The sequence below is a fragment of the Sphingomonas sp. CCH15-F11 genome, from assembly GCF_001557005.1.
Lineage (GTDB): Bacteria > Pseudomonadota > Alphaproteobacteria > Sphingomonadales > Sphingomonadaceae > Sphingomonas.
In genome coordinates, this window is the sequence record NZ_LSKG01000068.1 from 15,029 (window position 1) to 30,786 (window position 15,758).

A 15,758-nucleotide genomic window follows, 5' to 3' on the forward strand; every position below is an offset into this window, starting at 1 on the left:
GGATGTCCCTTCATCGTCGAGCGTGGTTGCCGGGCTGTCAAGCATGCTGGGGAACACCTGGCGCCGCCCGCCGTTGCCCTGTCTAGAAGGAGATTCGAAATGGATACGAGCGATACCATTGGTAGCCTTATGTTTTTTACGCTGATTGCGGTCGCGCTGATCGCGGTGGTGATGCTGGGCGTGTTCCTCCAGCGCCGGTCGAACCGTCATCCGATGGCCGATCAGCCCGAACGCAACGCGGCCGAAATCGAGGCGCATGTGATGCCGGAGAGCGACCGCAACCACCGCTGATCGGCCGGACCACCAGGGAAGCGCGCTGGCAGCGGAGTTGACCTGTCGTGCCGCGTCGGATTAACCCGGCGCGTCGCGCGGTCTTGCGGCCATTATAGAAGTCGACCTTGCCGACCCGATGCAGTCGCCCGGAAAGATCCTGATCGTCGAGGATGACGCACCGCTGCGCATCCTGGTCGCGCGCGCGCTTCGCGATTACGGTTACGAGCCGGTCGGCGTGTCGACCGCTGCGGAAATGTACCCGCTGCTCGAGGCCGGCGACTTTCAGGCGTTGCTGCTCGACATCATGTTGCCCGGCACCAACGGTCTCGACATTTGTCGTGCGGTGCGCGCGACGACATCCATCCCGATCATCATCATCTCCGCGCGCGGCCAGGAAAGCGACCGCATCGTCGGGCTTGAAATCGGCGCCGACGACTATCTTTCCAAACCGTTCGGCCCCGGCGAACTGATCGCGCGGATCCGCGCGGTGTTGCGCCGCGCGGGGGGCGCGCTGATGGCCGCGACAGCGGCGCGCGAAGTCCGCTTCCAGGGCTGGTGCATCGACACCTCGCGTCGCGAACTCGTCGCGCCCGACGGTTCGCAGGTGATGCTGTCGGGGGCGGAATACGACCTGCTGATCACACTCACCGACACCGCCCAGCGCGTCGTCAGCCGTGATTTCCTGCTCGAACAGTCGCGCGATCGGCTCGCGGGCGTGTCGGATCGCTCGGTCGACGTGCTGGTCAGCCGGCTGCGGTCGAAGCTGGGCTCGCACGCGGGCGGTGCCGACCTGATCAAGACGGTGCGCGGCGTCGGTTACATGTTTCTGCCTTCGGTCGAACGGCGATGAGGCGCGTCCGCCTGTGGCCCTCGGGCCTGACCGGGCGGGTGACCCTCGTATTGCTCGCCGCGATCCTCGTCGAGTTCCTGGGCAGCGTGCTCGTCTTCGGCGAGGCGGAACGACTGCTGATGAGGAATGAACAGTCGCAGCGGATCGCCGAACAGCTCGTCGTCGCCGAGCGCGTGATCCAGACGGCCGCCCCGGCCACGCGCGTGCAGACCGCAACCGCGCTTTCGACCCGCCACGTCCGCTTCGACTGGTCGCGTCAGCCGCCCGGCATCGATCGCAAATCGGCGAAGACCGCAGCGATCGTCAGCGAAATCCTGTTGTGGGAGCCGACGCTCGCCCGCCATGCGCTGCGCCTGGGCACGCGGGACAAGGGTGGCGAGAGCTATCTGATCGGCGGCGTCCGGCTCGATGACGGGACGTGGCTCCAGTTCAAGTCGAACGAACCATTGACGCCGTGGGCGACAGCGATCGAGACGCTGCTGTCGGTCGCGATCGTCGCGCTGGCGGTCGTGCTGGTCGCGGCGGTGCTGGTCCGCACGCTTGCCGCGCCGCTGCGCGCGCTGGCGGCCGCGGCGGGCGAAATCGGCTTCGAGCATCGCGTCCATGTCGAGGGCGCGGGGCCGCGCGAGCTGAGCCAGCTCGCCGAGGCGCTCAACGCGATGCAGGACCGGATCGGGCAGCTGATCGACACCCGCACCCAGGCGCTGACCGCGGTCAGCCACGACCTGCGTACGCCGCTGTCGCGGCTGAAGATGCGGATCGGGGCGCCGGCGGCCGCACTGGATGCCGACGCCATGCGCGAGGATGTCGACGAAATGGAGGCGATGCTCACCTCGATCCTCGATTTCATGCGCGGCGGCGAGCTGGAAGCGCCGCGCCGGATTGATGTCGCCAGCCTGCTCCAGACGATCGCCGACGACGCCGCCGACATGGGGCACGATGTTAGCTATGCTGGCCCCGCGGGTCTGAACGCGATGGCACGCCCCGTGCTGCTGCGCCGCGCGATCACCAACCTGGTCGACAATGCCGTGCATTATGGCGGATCGGCGACGATCGGGCTGGAGGCCGGACGTGGCGCGGGTGGTCGTGCCGGGCTTAACATCATCGTGCGCGACCGCGGGCCGGGGATCGACGCAGGGGAAATTGCGCGCGTCACCGAACCCTTCATGCGCGGCGATCATGCGCGTGCGCGCGATACGAAGGGGCTGGGGCTCGGCCTTGCCGTGGCCGATCAGGCCGCCCGCGTACACGGCGGCACGCTGACGCTTGAAAACGCCGATCCCGGGCTGCGCGCGACGCTGTTCCTGCCCGATCACGCCTGAATCGCCGCGCCTGCTCCAGCAACACTTTGTTACGTGCGGGCTGCGCCGCAGCAAAGAAGCCGCGCCATCTTCACAGCGACCACGCTGCGTGTCGGTCGGCTCGGGGAGACGTTCCCGCCAAACGCCGGCGCGCAGCCGACAGGTGAAAGGCGTCGCGAACGATGGACATGAGCAACACACCGACCGGGCCGAAAGCGGGCTTCGACAAGCCGACGATGCGCGATCTGGCGGCATCGTTCGTCGTTTTCCTCGTCGCGCTGCCGCTTTGTCTCGGGATCGCGATCGCCTCCGGGGCGCCGCCCGAAGCCGGGCTGGTGACGGGCATCGTCGGCGGTATCGTCGTCGGTCTGCTCGCCGGTCAGCCGCTGCAGGTCAGCGGGCCGGCGGCGGGGCTGGCGGTCATTGTCTTTGACCTCATCCAGAAGCACGGCATCGAGACGCTCGGGCCGGTGCTGATGCTGGCCGGCGTCATCCAGCTCGTGGCCGGTGCGGCGCGGATGGGTGGATGGTTTCGCGGCGTTTCCCCGGCAGTCGTTCACGGCATGCTTGCCGGAATCGGCGCGCTGATCGTCGTCCAGCAGTTTCACGTCCTGTTCGATGATACCCCGCGCAGTTCGGGGCTCGCCAACCTGAAGGCCATTCCCGAACAGTTCATCGGCCTGACCCAGGGCAGCACGATCGCCGCGGTAATCGTCGGCCTCGTCACGATCGCCGGCATGGTCGGCTGGGAAAAGTTCAAGCCAGCGGCGCTCAAGCTCGTTCCCGGCGCCCTCGTCGGTGTCATGCTGGGCACCCTCGTCTCGCTGCTGGGGATGACCGCGGTGAAGCGTATCTCGCTCCCCGAAAACATCCTGGGCGGGCTCAACATCGCGGGCGGTTCTGACTTCGCTCGGCTGGCCGATCCCACCGTGATCGGGCTGGCGATCGCGATCGGCTTCATCGCCAGCGCGGAAACGCTGCTGTCGGCGGCGGCGGTCGACCGGATGCAGGATCGTACCCAGACCGACTATAACAAGGAACTGCGCGCCCAGGGCGTCGGCAATTTCCTTTGCGGGATGCTCGGGGCGCTCCCGATGACCGGCGTGATCGTCCGAAGCTCGGCCAATGTCCAGGCGGGCGCGACAACGCGCGCATCGACGGTGCTGCACGGCATCTGGCTGCTGGCGTTCGTCGCTTTCCTGCCAGCGGTGCTGGCAGTGGTGCCGACCGCGACGTTGGCCGGCGTGCTTGTCGTGACCGGGTGGAAGCTCGTCAAGTTCAAGGATGCCCGTCACCTGTTCGAGCGATATGGCCTGCTGCCGGCGGCGACCTGGGCGGTGACTTTCATTCTGGTGGTGACCGTCGACCTTTTGACCGGCGTCATGGTCGGCCTGGCGATGTCGATGCTGGAACTGGTGCCGCAACTGCGCCGCATCGGGTTCAAGGTCCATGAAAGCGGCAGCGCGGACGACCATCGCGTCGCCCTGACCGGCGGTGCGACCGTTCTGCAGATCAACCGGCTGACCAAGCTGCTCGACCGGTTGCCCGCGCGCGGACGACTGAAGCTCGACCTTTCGGGCCTGCATTTCGTCGATCACACCAGTAACGAATTGCTGGCGGAAACGCTCAAGCGCAAGCAGCGGTCGGGGCTGCGCGTCGAGCTGATCGGCGAAAACAGCCAGCGCGAGCGACTGGCTGCCAGCCTCGCCTGAGCGCAGCCCCGGCCGCTCGATCGTCACCGCGATCAATGCGCGACCCGCGGGGTCGCGCCGCTTCGCAGTCGCTGACCGCGCGTGTAGGGTGCGCCCGAATCGAACGGGGGACGGGGGTGGCGATGCGTCGAATTGCCTTGGGGCTGTTGCTGGTTGCGGGCAGCGCATCGGCGCAAACGAGTGATCCGATTTTCCTGCCCGAGGACGTCGTTCGCGCCGCACCCGTAACCTTGCGTGGCGCGGACAATGCGGCGGCGGACGTCGCCCGCTTCCTGCTGGTGCGCAGCGCGCGCAGCCCGGTGCTCAGCGCGGACGGCCGCACCATCGCCTATCTGAGCGACGTGACCGGCGTGCCCCAGATCTGGGCGGTGCCCGCGACGGGCGGCGTGCCCGACCAGCTGACCTATGGCTCGGGCGTCGATTGGATCGAGGCCGCGCCGGGCGGCGGCTGGCTCTATGGTGCGGATACCGACGGGGACGAGCGGGTCGGCATGTACTGGCTGTCGGCCGACGGCACGCGCGAGCGTGAAGTCATCGCCAAGACGCCCGCATTTCGCCAGTTCGGTACCTGGTCCCCTGACGGCCAACGCTTCGCCTATGCGTCGACCGAGCGCAACGGTCGCGACTTCGACATCCATGTGGCGGATACCGCAACCGGCCGGAGCCGGCTGGTGTTCGAGGGCAAGGGCGGCTTCTATCCCGTCGCGTGGCAGCCGGGTGGCGATCGCGTCGTGGTCAGCGAGACGCGCGGCGGCCAGGGCAACAATCTCTATCTGCTCGACATCGCGACGGGGCGTGCCGAACCCTTGTTCAAGCCGCGCGACACCGCCGAATATATCGGGGCGGAATTTTCGCCCGACGGCAAAAGCCTGTACCTCGCGAGCAACGAGGGCAGCGATCATCACCGCCTGATCCGCTACGACATCGCGACGCGGCGGACGACCGTGCTTGCCGATCCCGGCCGCGACATCGACGGCGTGACGCTTGGCGCCGACGGCCGTTATCTGGCCTGGACGACGATCGAGACCGGCTTTTCGCACCTGCATGTGCGCGACCTCGCCACGGGCCGCGACGTCGCGGTGCCCGACCTGCCGCGCGGCGTCTTCACGATGCGCTTTGCGGCCGGGGCGCCGGTGCTGGTCATCAACGCCAACGGGCCGACGACCGCGGGCGAGGTGCGCGTGTGGCGCGTGCCGGATGCGCAAGCAACGGTGGCGGTGCCCGCCGACACGCCGGGGCTCGATCTGGCGACGATGGTCGTGCCCGAACCGGTGGCGTTTCCCGCTCGCGACGGCGCGCCGCTCACCGGTCTGCTCTACATGCCGCGCCTGGCGGCCGGTGCGCCGTTGCCGCCGGTCTACCTCAAGGTTCATGGCGGGCCGAGCGCCTATGCCGCGCCCACATTTTCGGCGGAGACGCAATATTATGTGTCGCGCGGCATCGCCGTCCTCGACTTCAACTATCGCGGCTCGACCGGGCAGGGCAAGGCGTTCGCCGAACTGAACGACCGCGAAAAGAAGGTCGACGAGGTCGGCGACCTCGCCGATGCCGTGGCCTGGCTCAAGTCCACCGGCCGGGTCGATGCGTCGCGGGTCGCGGTCGGCGGCGGGTCCTATGGCGGCTACCTGACCAATCAGGCGCTCGGTACCTATCCCGATCTGTTCATTGCCGGCGTCTCGGCGGTCGGCGTGTCCGACTGGGTGACCGCGCTGGAGGGCGCAAGCCCGGCGCTCAAGGCCGCCGACCGGCTCGAATTCGGCGACATCGCCGATCCCAAGGTGCGCGCCTTTTTCGCGAAGCTGTCGCCGATCAACAATGTCGACAAGATCAAGGCCCCGCTGCTCGTCATGCACGGGGCCAATGATCCGCGCGATCCGGTGAGCGAGAGCGACCGGCTGGTCGCCGGCATCCGCGCCAATGGCGGGCAGGTGACCTATCTGCGCTTTCCCGACGAAGGCCACGGCATCGCCCGGCTCAATAATCGCGTTCACGCCTATCGCCGCGTGGCCGAGTTTCTGGAACAGCGATATGCGCAGGCGCGCGGCGGCCAATAGGCGGGTCGGCGCGCATTCGCGCATCTTTTTGGCGGACGAGCCCGTTTTTCCCGGCGCGTGCGGGGGGATTTACGGGTGCTTGGTAAGGTTTAGGATCGCATCATGACGAGGGAGGACGACGATGCGCGCCGCGCCAGGCTGACGGCCGCGCTGGAGCGTGTGGGCAGGGGGGATCGTGACGCATTGCGCGACGTCTATGACATGACCGCCGCGAAACTATTCGGCATTTGCCTGCGTATCTCGAAAGATCGGGAGATCGCCGAGGATATTTTGCAGGACGTGTTCATCAAGGTGTGGAACCGCGCGGGGCGGTTTGAGGCGGGGCGGGCAAGCCCGATCACGTGGCTGAGCGTCATCGCGCGCAACACCGCGATCGACTGGCGCCGCGCCCAGCCGCGTGCGCGCTTCGTCGATCAGGATCACGCGATGGATGTCGCCGATGACCGGCCCGATGCGGTGGCGGCGATCGGCGCGGCGCAACAGCGCGCGCGCGTCCTCGACTGCCTCGACGCGCTCGACCCGCGCCAGCGCGATGCGATCCGCCAGGCCTTTTTCGACGGCTTCACCTATGCCGAGCTGGCCGACCGGCTGCAGGTGCCGCTCGGCACGATGAAGAGCTGGGTGCGCCGCGGCCTGCTCCAGATGCGGGAGTGCGTGGGCGATGCCTGATCCCGCGATGACCGACGAGGAGCGCGACGTGCTCGCGGCCGAACTGGCGCTCGGCGTGCTCGACGGGGCCGAACGCGCGGCCGCCCAGCGCCTCCGGCTCAGCGATCCCGATTTCGCGGCAGCGGTCGAGCGTTGGGCGAGCCAGCTTGCGCCGATGAACGACGCCGCCGCCGATGTCGCGCCCGACGACGGCGTGTGGGCGGGCATCGACCGGCGGCTGGGCGGTCCGGCGGAAGCGCCGGGGGACGCCGACGATGCGCGCGTCGTCATGCTGGAGCGCCGCGTGCGCGGATGGCGCTCGGGCGCGTTCGTCTCCGGTGCGGTCGCCGCGGCGCTGGCGCTGGTGATGATCCTGCGTCCGGCACCCGCACCCGTTGAGATCGTCCGCGCGCCCGACCAGCTCGTGCTTGCGCAGTTGACCGGCAGCCCGGACGGCGCGCTGCTCGCGGCGCGCTATGATCCCGAACCCGGGGCGCTGCGCATTCGCGCCATCGCTCTGCCGGAGGGCGAGCGCGCCGGGCCCCAGCTCGCGCCCGAACTCTGGGTCATCCCTGACGATGGCGTACCGCGGTCGCTTGGCCTCGTGGCCCAGACCGGCACGAGCATCGTCGCGGTCGCGTCGGAGAACCGCGCCTTCATCCGCGACGGCGCGACGCTGGCGATCACCATCGAGCCTGTGGCCGGTGCACCCCACGCCGCGCCCGGCAGCGCGCCGGTCGCCGCCGGAAAAATTTCCACGCTCTGATGCATCCGGCCCGCTTCGGGCTGCGTAGCTTCCTCCGCATCCCCCGATGAGGGTTGCAGGAATTCAGGAAGGAAGCTCGAATGACGAAGCGTGTTCTCAGCCGCGTGTCGATGTCGGCGCTGGGCGCCGTCGCCCTGCTCGCCGGATCGGCGGTGATCGCCAAGGATTACCCGATGGTCGGCGGTGCCGCGATGTATCCGACCAAGACGATCGTCGAAAATGCGGTCAATTCAAAGGATCACACGACGCTGGTCGCCGCAGTGAAGGCGGCGGGGCTGGTCGACACCCTGTCCGGCCCGGGTCCGTTCACCGTGTTCGCGCCGACCAATGCCGCCTTTGCCAAGCTGCCCGCCGGAACGGTCGAGACGCTGGTGAAGCCGGAGAACAAGGCGACGCTGACCTCGATCCTCACCTATCATGTCGTGCCGGGCAAGCTGATGGCGGCCGATGTCGCCAAGGCCGTCGCGGCCGGCGGCGGCAAGGCAATGCTGACCACGGTCAACGGCGCCAAGCTGACCGTCAGCAAGTCGGGTTCGGGCTATATGCTCACCGATACCAAGGGCGGCACCGCCAATATCACGATCGCCGATGTCGGCCAGTCGAACGGCGTCATTCACGTGATCGACGGGGTGGTCCTGCCCTGATCTGACGGGACGTTACGGTTTGGCGCGGCAATTTCCCGGGCCGCGCCGGGACGCCGATCGATCGTTGCCCCCTTTCGATCGACGGCGTCAATCCAGGCCGGGGTTGGTTGCCCTCCGATTTGCCATCCCCGGCGCCGCCGCCCGGTCGTTCCCACCGGGCGGCGGCACTTTTTCGTGGGGTGTCAGGTCAGCACCAGCTTGGCACCCGCGATCAGCAGCACGAGCCCCAGCACCTGGAACAGCCGCGTCGACGGCAGGCGCACGACGCCCAGATGCGTGCCGATCAGCGCACCCGACGCCACGGCGGCGACGAACCACGGCAGCTCTGCCGGCAGGCGCCCGACGCTGGACAGGTTTCCGGCAAGCCCCGCGATCGAATTGCACAGGATGAAGACGGCGGCGATGCCGCTCGCGCGGCGTGGCGCCGCCCAGCCGCAAAAGAGCAGCACGGGGCTCAGGAAGATGCCCCCCCCGGTGCCGGTCAGGCCGGACAAAAGGCCGATTCCCGCCCCGCCGAGGAGTCCCGCCAGAACCGGGGGTGCGGTAATCATGCGCTGGCGGTCGAGCGGGCGCGGCCACAACAGCCGGATGCCCGCCAGCCACAGCACCACGCCGACGATCGGGCGATAAAGTTCAGCGGGCAGTTGCACCGCGCCGCCGAGGAATGCGAAGGGCACCGCACCGGCGATGAAGGGCAGGGCGGTGCGCAGGTCGAACTGGCCGGCCCGCACGAAGCGCCAACTGGTAAAGCTCGCGACCAGGATGTTGAGGACCAGCGCGGTCGGCTTCATCGTCTCGGGCGCGAAGCCGACGAGCGCCATGATCGCCAGATAGGCGGATGCGCCGGCATGGCCGACCGAGGTGTAGAGCAACGCGCCAATCCCCATCAGGAGCGCGGTGAGCAGGATCAGGTCGGGGGCCATGCCGCGCCGTCCTATCGGGTGTGCGCGTAAAACGAAACCGCCATGGCGACGATCGCGTCGCTGCAGTATGTCCGTTGGGGGGGCGTCGAACGAATGGCGGGGCGATGACCTGGGACGATGAATATCTGGGCATCGGGGCCGCCGTCCTGGCGGGACTGCTGATCGGCATCGAACGTGGCTGGAAACTGCGCGATGCCGCAGCGGGCAGCCGGGTTGCCGGCGTGCGGACGTTCAGCCTGCTGGGATTGCTCGGCGGCATGGCCGGGCTGATCGGACGCGGAGACCAGATATTCGCCGCCGCGGCGCTGATCACCGCGGCCGCCGCAACCATCGTCATCGGTTATATGCGCAGCGCGACCCTGGCCGCGCGGCTGGACGCCACATCGGCCATCGCCGGTATCGTCACGCTCGCGCTCGGACTGCTCGCCGGCGGTGGGCGGCCGGTATTGGGGATCGCCGGTGCCGCGCTGGCGATGCTGATCCTTGCGGCCCGGCGCGAACTGCACGCCTTTATCGACCGGCTGGACGCGCAGGACGTGAAATCGGCGGCGCGCTTCGCCGTCATCGCGGTCGCGGTACGGCCCTTCCTCCCGGCGGGCAACTACGGTCCCTATGACGCCTGGAATCCGCAGTCGCTCTGGCTTGTCGTCGTGCTGGTCACCGGCTTCTCCTTTGCCGGCTTTGTCGCGAACCGGCTGTTCGGGGCGCGGCACGGGACGATCGCGACGGCGGTGATCGGCGGTGCCTACAGCTCGACCGCCGTCACCCAGTCGCTGGCACAGACGCTGCGATCCGAAACGGCGGGAGGGGCGGAATGCGCCGGCATCGCGCTGGCATCTGCCGTCATGTATCTGCGTGTCGGCGTCCTCGTCGCGATGCTTGCCCCCATGGTTTTTCCCGCGTTTCTGGTGTTGATCGCGCCGGCGTTCGTCGTTTCGGCGCTGGCGGGACTTTGGCTGTTGCGCACGTCGATTGCGGGTCATCGCACGCCGCCACCCGGCAATCCGATCGCGCTGTTGCCCGCGCTCGCCTTTGTCGTGTTCATCGCGATTGCGGCGGTGGTGGTACGCTGGGCGGAGGGGCGGTTCGGGGCCAGCGGGATTGCGATCCTGATCCTCATCATGGGGAGCCTGGATGTCGATGCGGCGATCGTCACCGTCGGCGGGCTCGATGCCGGTGCGATCGCGCCGACGCTGGCCGCCCTGGCGCTTGGCGGCACGGTGCTCGCCAACATGGCGGTAAAGCTGGGAATCACCATCGGCTATGCCCGATTACGCGGGCGCGATGCCGCAATCGCGCTGGCGGCCAGCATGGCCGCGCTGGCGCTGGCGCTCGCCTGGGGGTGGTTCGGCCGTTAAGCGGCATGTGCCGGGTTGACCAGTCGGCCGATTGGCGCTGGACTGACGTCGTCGATGCGATGGTGGGGAGCGCGCATGTTGATGGGTATCCTGAGCAGCCTGGCCGCCCTGTTCGCGCCGTCGGCGGCGTCGGGACAGGCTGCGCCCGCAACCTGCGCGGTCGAACCGGCGCTGCCGCGCGAATGGCAACGCTGGCCGATGCGGATCGGCGTATCCGCCGCCGCATCGTCCGCGACCATGTCTGTAATCCGCGTCGACCAGGCATTTGACGTGACGCTGGTGCCCGGCAGCCTTGCCCGCTTCGTCGTGCCGCCCGGGCGCAAGCCGGAAACCGGCGGCCATGCCGGGCTGGTCGAGCTGAACGTGATCCAGCCGGGGCTGCATCAGGTCGCGCTCGGGAGCGCCGCGTGGGTCGACATCGTCCAGAGCGGACGAACGATCGCATCGGTTGATCACGGACATGGCCCGGAATGCTCGGGCATCCGCAAGATCGTGACCTTCAATCTCCAGCCCGGACGCTACGTCATCCAGCTGTCGGGGGCGGCGGATCCCGCATTGGCGCTGATGGTCCGCCGCCGCGAAGCGCGCGAGCTGCGCCAGTCCGGCGGGATGTAGCGCCGGATCGAGCGCGGGCAATCAGGCGGGTTTCTCGACTTCGCTCGAAACCAACGGGGTTCGGACGCGCGAGGCATTCCGTGCCCGTTGGTTTTGAGCTCAGCGCCCGTTCGTTTCGAGCGACGTCGAGAAACGCATGACCCGCTGACCGAAAAACGCCGCCGCCGGGCATCCCCGACGGCGGCGTTTTCATGTGACAGCCGGTATCCGGGCGAGGGGGCTTATTCCTCGTTCAGATACTCGCCCGCATCCGCATCGGTGCCGTGGCCGCTGGCGGCGACCTTGCCCAGCGGATCGTCGCCGGTGCCCTGCGCGTCGCGGGTGCTGCGCGCCAGTTCGGCTTCATGCTCTTCAGCCGCCGAATTGGGCGCGATCAGCGACACTTCCTGCATGCGGCGCGCGGCAACCCGCATCGCGGCATCGCGCGACGAGGCGGCGACGCGCAGGCGGTTCATGCCCGCACCCGTGCCCGCCGGGATCAGGCGGCCGACGATCACGTTTTCCTTCAGGCCGATCAGCGTGTCCTGCTTGCCCTGGACCGCCGCCTCGGTGAGGACGCGGGTGGTCTCCTGGAACGACGCCGCCGAGATGAAGCTGCGGGTCTGCAGCGACGCCTTGGTGATGCCGAGCAGCACGGGCTTGCCCTGGGCGCGCGCCTGGCCGGGGGCCAGCTTTTCGTTGATCGCGTCCATTTCCTCGCGATCGACCTGCTCGCCGACCAGCAGCGTGGTGTCGCCGCTTTCGATGATCTCGACCTTCTGCAGCATCTGGCGAACGATCACCTCGATGTGCTTGTCGTTGATCTTCACGCCCTGCAGTCGATAGACTTCCTGGATTTCGCTGACCAGATATTCGGCCAGCGGCTCGATGCCGAGCACTTCCAGAATGTCGTGCGGATCGGGGCTGCCGCCGATCAGGTTGTCGCCGCGCTTGACGTAATCGCCTTCCTGCACGTCGATGACCTTCGACTTCGGCACCAGATATTCCACGACCTCGCCGCCGTCCTCGGGCTGGATGCCGATCTTGCGCTTGGCCTTGTAATCCTTGCCGAACACGACACGGCCGCTGACCTTGGCGATGATCGCGTTCTCCTTGGGCTTGCGGGCCTCAAAGAGTTCGGCGACGCGCGGCAGACCGCCGGTGATGTCGCGGGTCTTGGCCGCTTCGCGGCTGACACGTGCCAGCACGTCGCCGCCCTTCACCTCGGCCCCGTCCTCGACCGACAGCGTCGCGCCCGGCGCGAGCATGTAGCGGCCGGCCTCGCCCGAACCCGAATCGAGCAGGGTCAGGCGCGGACGAAGATCCTCCTTCGCCTTGCCACGATATTCGGTGACGACGCGCTGGGTGATCCCGGTCGCTTCGTCGGCCTGTTCGGTCAGCGTCTTGCCGTCGATCAGGTCGACATACTTCACGATACCGGGATTTTCCGTGATCACCGGCATGGTGAACGGGTCCCATTCGGCCAGCCGGTCGCCGGTCTTCACCTGGTCGCCGTCCTCGAACATCACATACGCGCCGTACGGGATGCGGTGCACCGCGCGCTCGCGGCCTTCCTCGTCGATGATCGCCAGCTCCGCTGAACGCGACAGCACGACGCGACGGCCGCGCTGGTCGACGATCATGCGCATGTCGCGGAACTCGATCGTGCCGTCGCTGGTCGCTTCCAGGTTCGACTGCTCGTTGAGCTGCGCCGCGCCGCCGATGTGGAACGTCCGCATCGTCAGCTGCGTGCCCGGCTCGCCGATCGACTGCGCCGCGATGACGCCGACCGCTTCGCCGATATTCACCGGCGTGCCGCGCGCCAGGTCACGGCCATAGCACTTGCCGCACACGCCGATCTTGGCTTCGCAGACCAGCGGCGAGCGGATCTTGACGCCCTGGGTCCCGACCGCCTCGATCTGGGTGATGTGCGCCTCGTCGAGCAGCGTGCCGACCGGGATCACGACTTCGCCCGTCTTCACGTCGACGATGTCCTCGGCCGTGGTGCGGCCCAGGATGCGTTCGCCCAGCGACGCGATGGTCGATCCGCCCTGAACGATCGCCTTCATCTCCAGCGCGCGTTCGGTGCCGCAATCTTCCTCCATGACGACGCAGTCCTGGCTGACATCGACCAGACGGCGGGTCAGGTAGCCCGAATTCGCCGTCTTGAGCGCGGTGTCGGCCAGGCCCTTGCGGGCGCCGTGCGTTGAGTTGAAGTACTCAAGGACGGTCAACCCCTCCTTGAAGTTCGAGATGATCGGCGTTTCGATGATCTCGCCCGACGGCTTCGCCATCAGGCCGCGCATGCCCGCCAGCTGCTTGATCTGTGCCTGCGAACCACGCGCGCCCGAATGCGCCATCATGTAGATCGAGTTGATCGGCTTCTCGCGGCCCGTTTCCGGGTCCTTCTTCACCGCCTTGATCTCGTCCATCATCGCGACGGCGACCTGGTCGCCGCAACGCGACCAGGCGTCGATCACCTTGTTGTACTTTTCCTGCTGGGTGATCAGGCCGTCCTGGTACTGCTGCTCATAATCCTTCACCAGCGCGCGGGTCTCGTCGACCATCGCTTCCTTGGCGTCGGGGATGATCATGTCGTCCTTGCCGAACGAGATGCCGGCCTTGAACGCGTGCTGGAAGCCCAGCGTCATGATGCCGTCGGCGAACAGCACCGTCTCCTTCTGGCCGGTGTGGCGATAGACGGTGTCGATGACGTCGCCGATTTCCTTCTTCGTCAGCAGGCGGTTGATCGTCTCGAACGGGACGCGATGCGACTGGGGCAGCTTCTCGCCCAGCAGCAGCCGGCCCGGCGTCGTTTCGACCCGCTTGAGGTAGCTGTTGCCGGCCTCGTCGACCTGGGGCACGCGCGTCGTCACCTTGGTGTGCAGCGTCACCGCACCGGTATCGAGCGCGTGGTGCACCTCCGCCATGTCGGACAGCAGCATGCCTTCGCCCGGCTCGCTTTCCTTCATCATCGACAGGTAATAGATGCCCAGCACCATGTCCTGCGACGGCACGATGATCGGCTTGCCGTTGGCGGGCGACAGGATGTTGTTGGTCGACATCATCAGCACGCGCGCTTCCAGCTGCGCCTCGAGGCTCAGCGGCACGTGCACGGCCATCTGGTCACCGTCGAAGTCGGCGTTGAATGCCGAGCAGACCAGCGGGTGAAGCTGGATCGCCTTGCCTTCGATCAGCACCGGCTCGAACGCCTGAATGCCCAGGCGGTGGAGCGTCGGCGCGCGGTTCAGGAGAACCGGGTGCTCGCGGATCACCTCGTCCAGGATGTCCCAGACTTCCTTGCGCTCCTTCTCGACCCATTTCTTGGCCTGCTTGAGCGTCATCGACAGCCCCTTGGCGTCAAGGCGCGCGTAGATGAACGGCTTGAAGAGCTCGAGCGCCATCTTCTTGGGCAGGCCGCACTGGTGCAGCTTCAGTTCGGGCCCGGTCACGATGACCGAACGACCCGAATAGTCGACGCGCTTGCCGAGCAGGTTCTGACGGAAGCGGCCCTGCTTGCCCTTCAGCATGTCGGACAGCGACTTCAGCGGACGCTTGTTGGCGCCCGTGATCGTGCGGCCGCGACGGCCATTGTCGAACAGCGCGTCGACGGCTTCCTGCAGCATGCGCTTTTCGTTGCGGACGATGATGTCCGGCGCGCGCAGTTCCATCAGGCGCTTGAGGCGATTGTTGCGGTTGATGACGCGGCGATACAGGTCATTGAGGTCCGACGTCGCGAACCGGCCGCCGTCGAGCGGCACCAGCGGACGCAGCTCGGGCGGAATGACCGGCACGACGTCCAGGATCATCCACTCGGGACGATTGCCCGATTCCAGGAAGCTTTCGACGACCTTCAGCCGCTTGATGATCTTCTTGGGCTTGAGTTCCGACTTGGTGACCGCCAGTTCCTCGAGCAGCGCGGAACGCTCGCCTTCGAGGTCGAGGTCCATCAGCATCTGCTTGACCGCTTCCGCGCCGATGCCGGCCGAGAACGCATCCTCGCCATACTGGTCCTGCGCGTCGAGCAGCTCGTCCTCGGTCAGCAGCTGATACTTCTCAAGCGGGGTCAGGCCCGGCTCGATGACGATGTAGCTTTCGAAATAGAGCACGCGCTCGAGCTGCTTCAGCTGCATGTCGAGCAGCAGGCCAATGCGGCTCGGCAGCGACTTCAGGAACCAGATGTGCGCGACCGGCGCGGCCAGTTCGATATGGCCCATGCGCTCGCGGCGGACCTTCGACACGGTCACTTCCACGCCGCACTTTTCGCAGACGATGCCCTTATACTTCATGCGCTTGTACTTGCCGCACAGGCATTCGTAATCCTTGATCGGGCCAAAGATGCGCGCGCAGAACAGGCCGTCACGCTCGGGCTTGAACGTGCGGTAGTTGATCGTCTCGGGCTTCTTGATCTCGCCGAACGACCAGCTGCGGATGCGATCGGGCGATGCGATGCCGATCTGGATCTGGTCAAAGGTTTCCGGCTTGGCGATCGGATTGGCGAAATTGGTCAGTTCGTTCATTTCTTGGCTCCGTCAAAGCCCTCTCCCCGGCGGGGAGAGGGTTGGGAGAGGGGCAGTTCGGAAGAGGGAGCGCGCGTTGCACATCCCCTCTCCCCGACCCTCTCCCCATGGGGGA

Annotated in this window: 12 protein-coding genes; 10 read left to right on the forward strand and 2 right to left on the reverse strand. The window is 67.3% G+C overall.

Going from position 1 to position 15,758, the window contains the following annotated elements; all coding sequences use genetic code 11:
- Positions 1 to 99: 99 nt before the first annotated feature.
- From AX709_RS18555 to AX709_RS06310, 8 genes are all read left to right on the forward strand, one after another.
- On the forward strand, positions 100 to 291 hold the full coding sequence (locus AX709_RS18555; RefSeq protein ID WP_156454177.1) for a hypothetical protein: 192 nt from the start codon (positions 100 to 102) through the stop codon (positions 289 to 291).
- A gap of 118 nt (positions 292 to 409) precedes the next feature.
- Complete coding sequence (locus AX709_RS06280) at positions 410 to 1,123, forward strand: response regulator (protein ID WP_156437826.1); 714 nt, start codon at positions 410 to 412, stop codon at positions 1,121 to 1,123.
- Positions 1,120 to 2,445, forward strand: a complete 1,326-nt coding sequence (locus AX709_RS06285; RefSeq protein WP_066547961.1) for a sensor histidine kinase — start codon at positions 1,120 to 1,122, stop codon at positions 2,443 to 2,445. The genes AX709_RS06280 and AX709_RS06285 overlap by 4 nt, the downstream gene beginning before the upstream one ends.
- A gap of 167 nt (positions 2,446 to 2,612) precedes the next feature.
- Positions 2,613 to 4,136: a SulP family inorganic anion transporter gene (locus AX709_RS06290; protein ID WP_082731004.1), complete on the forward strand. Its 1,524-nt coding sequence runs from the start codon at positions 2,613 to 2,615 to the stop codon at positions 4,134 to 4,136.
- A gap of 122 nt (positions 4,137 to 4,258) precedes the next feature.
- Positions 4,259 to 6,190 carry a S9 family peptidase gene (locus AX709_RS06295; RefSeq protein WP_197419081.1) on the forward strand — a complete coding sequence of 644 codons (1,932 nt, stop codon included), beginning with the start codon at positions 4,259 to 4,261 and terminating at the stop codon, positions 6,188 to 6,190.
- 102 nt (positions 6,191 to 6,292) lie between these two features.
- Entirely contained in the window at positions 6,293 to 6,859 is a 567-nt protein-coding gene (locus tag AX709_RS06300) for a sigma-70 family RNA polymerase sigma factor (protein ID WP_066482367.1), read from the forward strand.
- Positions 6,852 to 7,604 (forward strand): anti-sigma factor, encoded by a 753-nt coding sequence (locus AX709_RS06305; RefSeq protein ID WP_066547964.1) that lies wholly within the window; start codon positions 6,852 to 6,854, stop codon positions 7,602 to 7,604. The genes AX709_RS06300 and AX709_RS06305 overlap by 8 nt, the downstream gene beginning before the upstream one ends.
- Positions 7,605 to 7,684: 80 nt before the next feature.
- Positions 7,685 to 8,248 carry a fasciclin domain-containing protein gene (locus AX709_RS06310; protein ID WP_066482364.1) on the forward strand — a complete coding sequence of 188 codons (564 nt, stop codon included), beginning with the start codon at positions 7,685 to 7,687 and terminating at the stop codon, positions 8,246 to 8,248.
- 182 nt (positions 8,249 to 8,430) lie between these two features.
- Here AX709_RS06310 and AX709_RS06315 read toward each other — a convergent pair whose 3' ends face one another.
- Positions 8,431 to 9,171: a sulfite exporter TauE/SafE family protein gene (locus tag AX709_RS06315; RefSeq protein WP_066482361.1), complete on the reverse strand. Its 741-nt coding sequence runs from the start codon at positions 9,169 to 9,171 to the stop codon at positions 8,431 to 8,433.
- A gap of 104 nt (positions 9,172 to 9,275) precedes the next feature.
- Between AX709_RS06315 and AX709_RS06320 the strand changes: the two genes are divergently transcribed.
- Together AX709_RS06320 and AX709_RS06325 are read left to right on the forward strand one after the other, a co-directional pair.
- Entirely contained in the window at positions 9,276 to 10,529 is a 1,254-nt protein-coding gene (locus AX709_RS06320) for an MgtC/SapB family protein (RefSeq protein WP_066547966.1), read from the forward strand.
- A gap of 75 nt (positions 10,530 to 10,604) precedes the next feature.
- The gene (locus AX709_RS06325; RefSeq protein WP_066547968.1) at positions 10,605 to 11,144 is read left to right on the forward strand and encodes a hypothetical protein; all 540 of its coding nucleotides are present in this window, start codon (positions 10,605 to 10,607) and stop codon (positions 11,142 to 11,144) included.
- 221 nt (positions 11,145 to 11,365) lie between these two features.
- Here the strand turns inward: AX709_RS06325 and rpoC are convergent, their stop codons facing one another.
- The gene (rpoC, locus tag AX709_RS06330; protein ID WP_066547971.1) at positions 11,366 to 15,643 is read right to left on the reverse strand and encodes a DNA-directed RNA polymerase subunit beta'; all 4,278 of its coding nucleotides are present in this window, start codon (positions 15,641 to 15,643) and stop codon (positions 11,366 to 11,368) included.
- Between the last annotated feature and the right edge of the window lie 115 nt (positions 15,644 to 15,758).

Bases quoted from the DNA above. Each gene is read 5' to 3' on its own strand.
- AX709_RS06295 (WP_197419081.1), top strand. From the start codon at position 4,259: ATGCGTCGAATTGCCTTGGGGCTGTTGCTGGTTGCGGGCAGCGCATCG.
- rpoC (WP_066547971.1), bottom strand. From the start codon at position 15,643: ATGAACGAACTGACCAATTTCGCCAATCCGATCGCCAAGCCGGAAACC.
- AX709_RS06280 (WP_156437826.1), top strand. From the start codon at position 410: ATGCAGTCGCCCGGAAAGATCCTGATCGTCGAGGATGACGCACCGCTG.
- AX709_RS06310 (WP_066482364.1), top strand. From the start codon at position 7,685: ATGACGAAGCGTGTTCTCAGCCGCGTGTCGATGTCGGCGCTGGGCGCC.
- AX709_RS06290 (WP_082731004.1), top strand. From the start codon at position 2,613: ATGAGCAACACACCGACCGGGCCGAAAGCGGGCTTCGACAAGCCGACG.
- AX709_RS06300 (WP_066482367.1), top strand. From the start codon at position 6,293: ATGACGAGGGAGGACGACGATGCGCGCCGCGCCAGGCTGACGGCCGCG.
- AX709_RS18555 (WP_156454177.1), top strand. From the start codon at position 100: ATGGATACGAGCGATACCATTGGTAGCCTTATGTTTTTTACGCTGATT.
- AX709_RS06285 (WP_066547961.1), top strand. From the start codon at position 1,120: ATGAGGCGCGTCCGCCTGTGGCCCTCGGGCCTGACCGGGCGGGTGACC.
- AX709_RS06315 (WP_066482361.1), bottom strand. From the start codon at position 9,171: ATGGCCCCCGACCTGATCCTGCTCACCGCGCTCCTGATGGGGATTGGC.
- AX709_RS06320 (WP_066547966.1), top strand. From the start codon at position 9,276: ATGACCTGGGACGATGAATATCTGGGCATCGGGGCCGCCGTCCTGGCG.
- AX709_RS06305 (WP_066547964.1), top strand. From the start codon at position 6,852: ATGCCTGATCCCGCGATGACCGACGAGGAGCGCGACGTGCTCGCGGCC.
- AX709_RS06325 (WP_066547968.1), top strand. From the start codon at position 10,605: ATGTTGATGGGTATCCTGAGCAGCCTGGCCGCCCTGTTCGCGCCGTCG.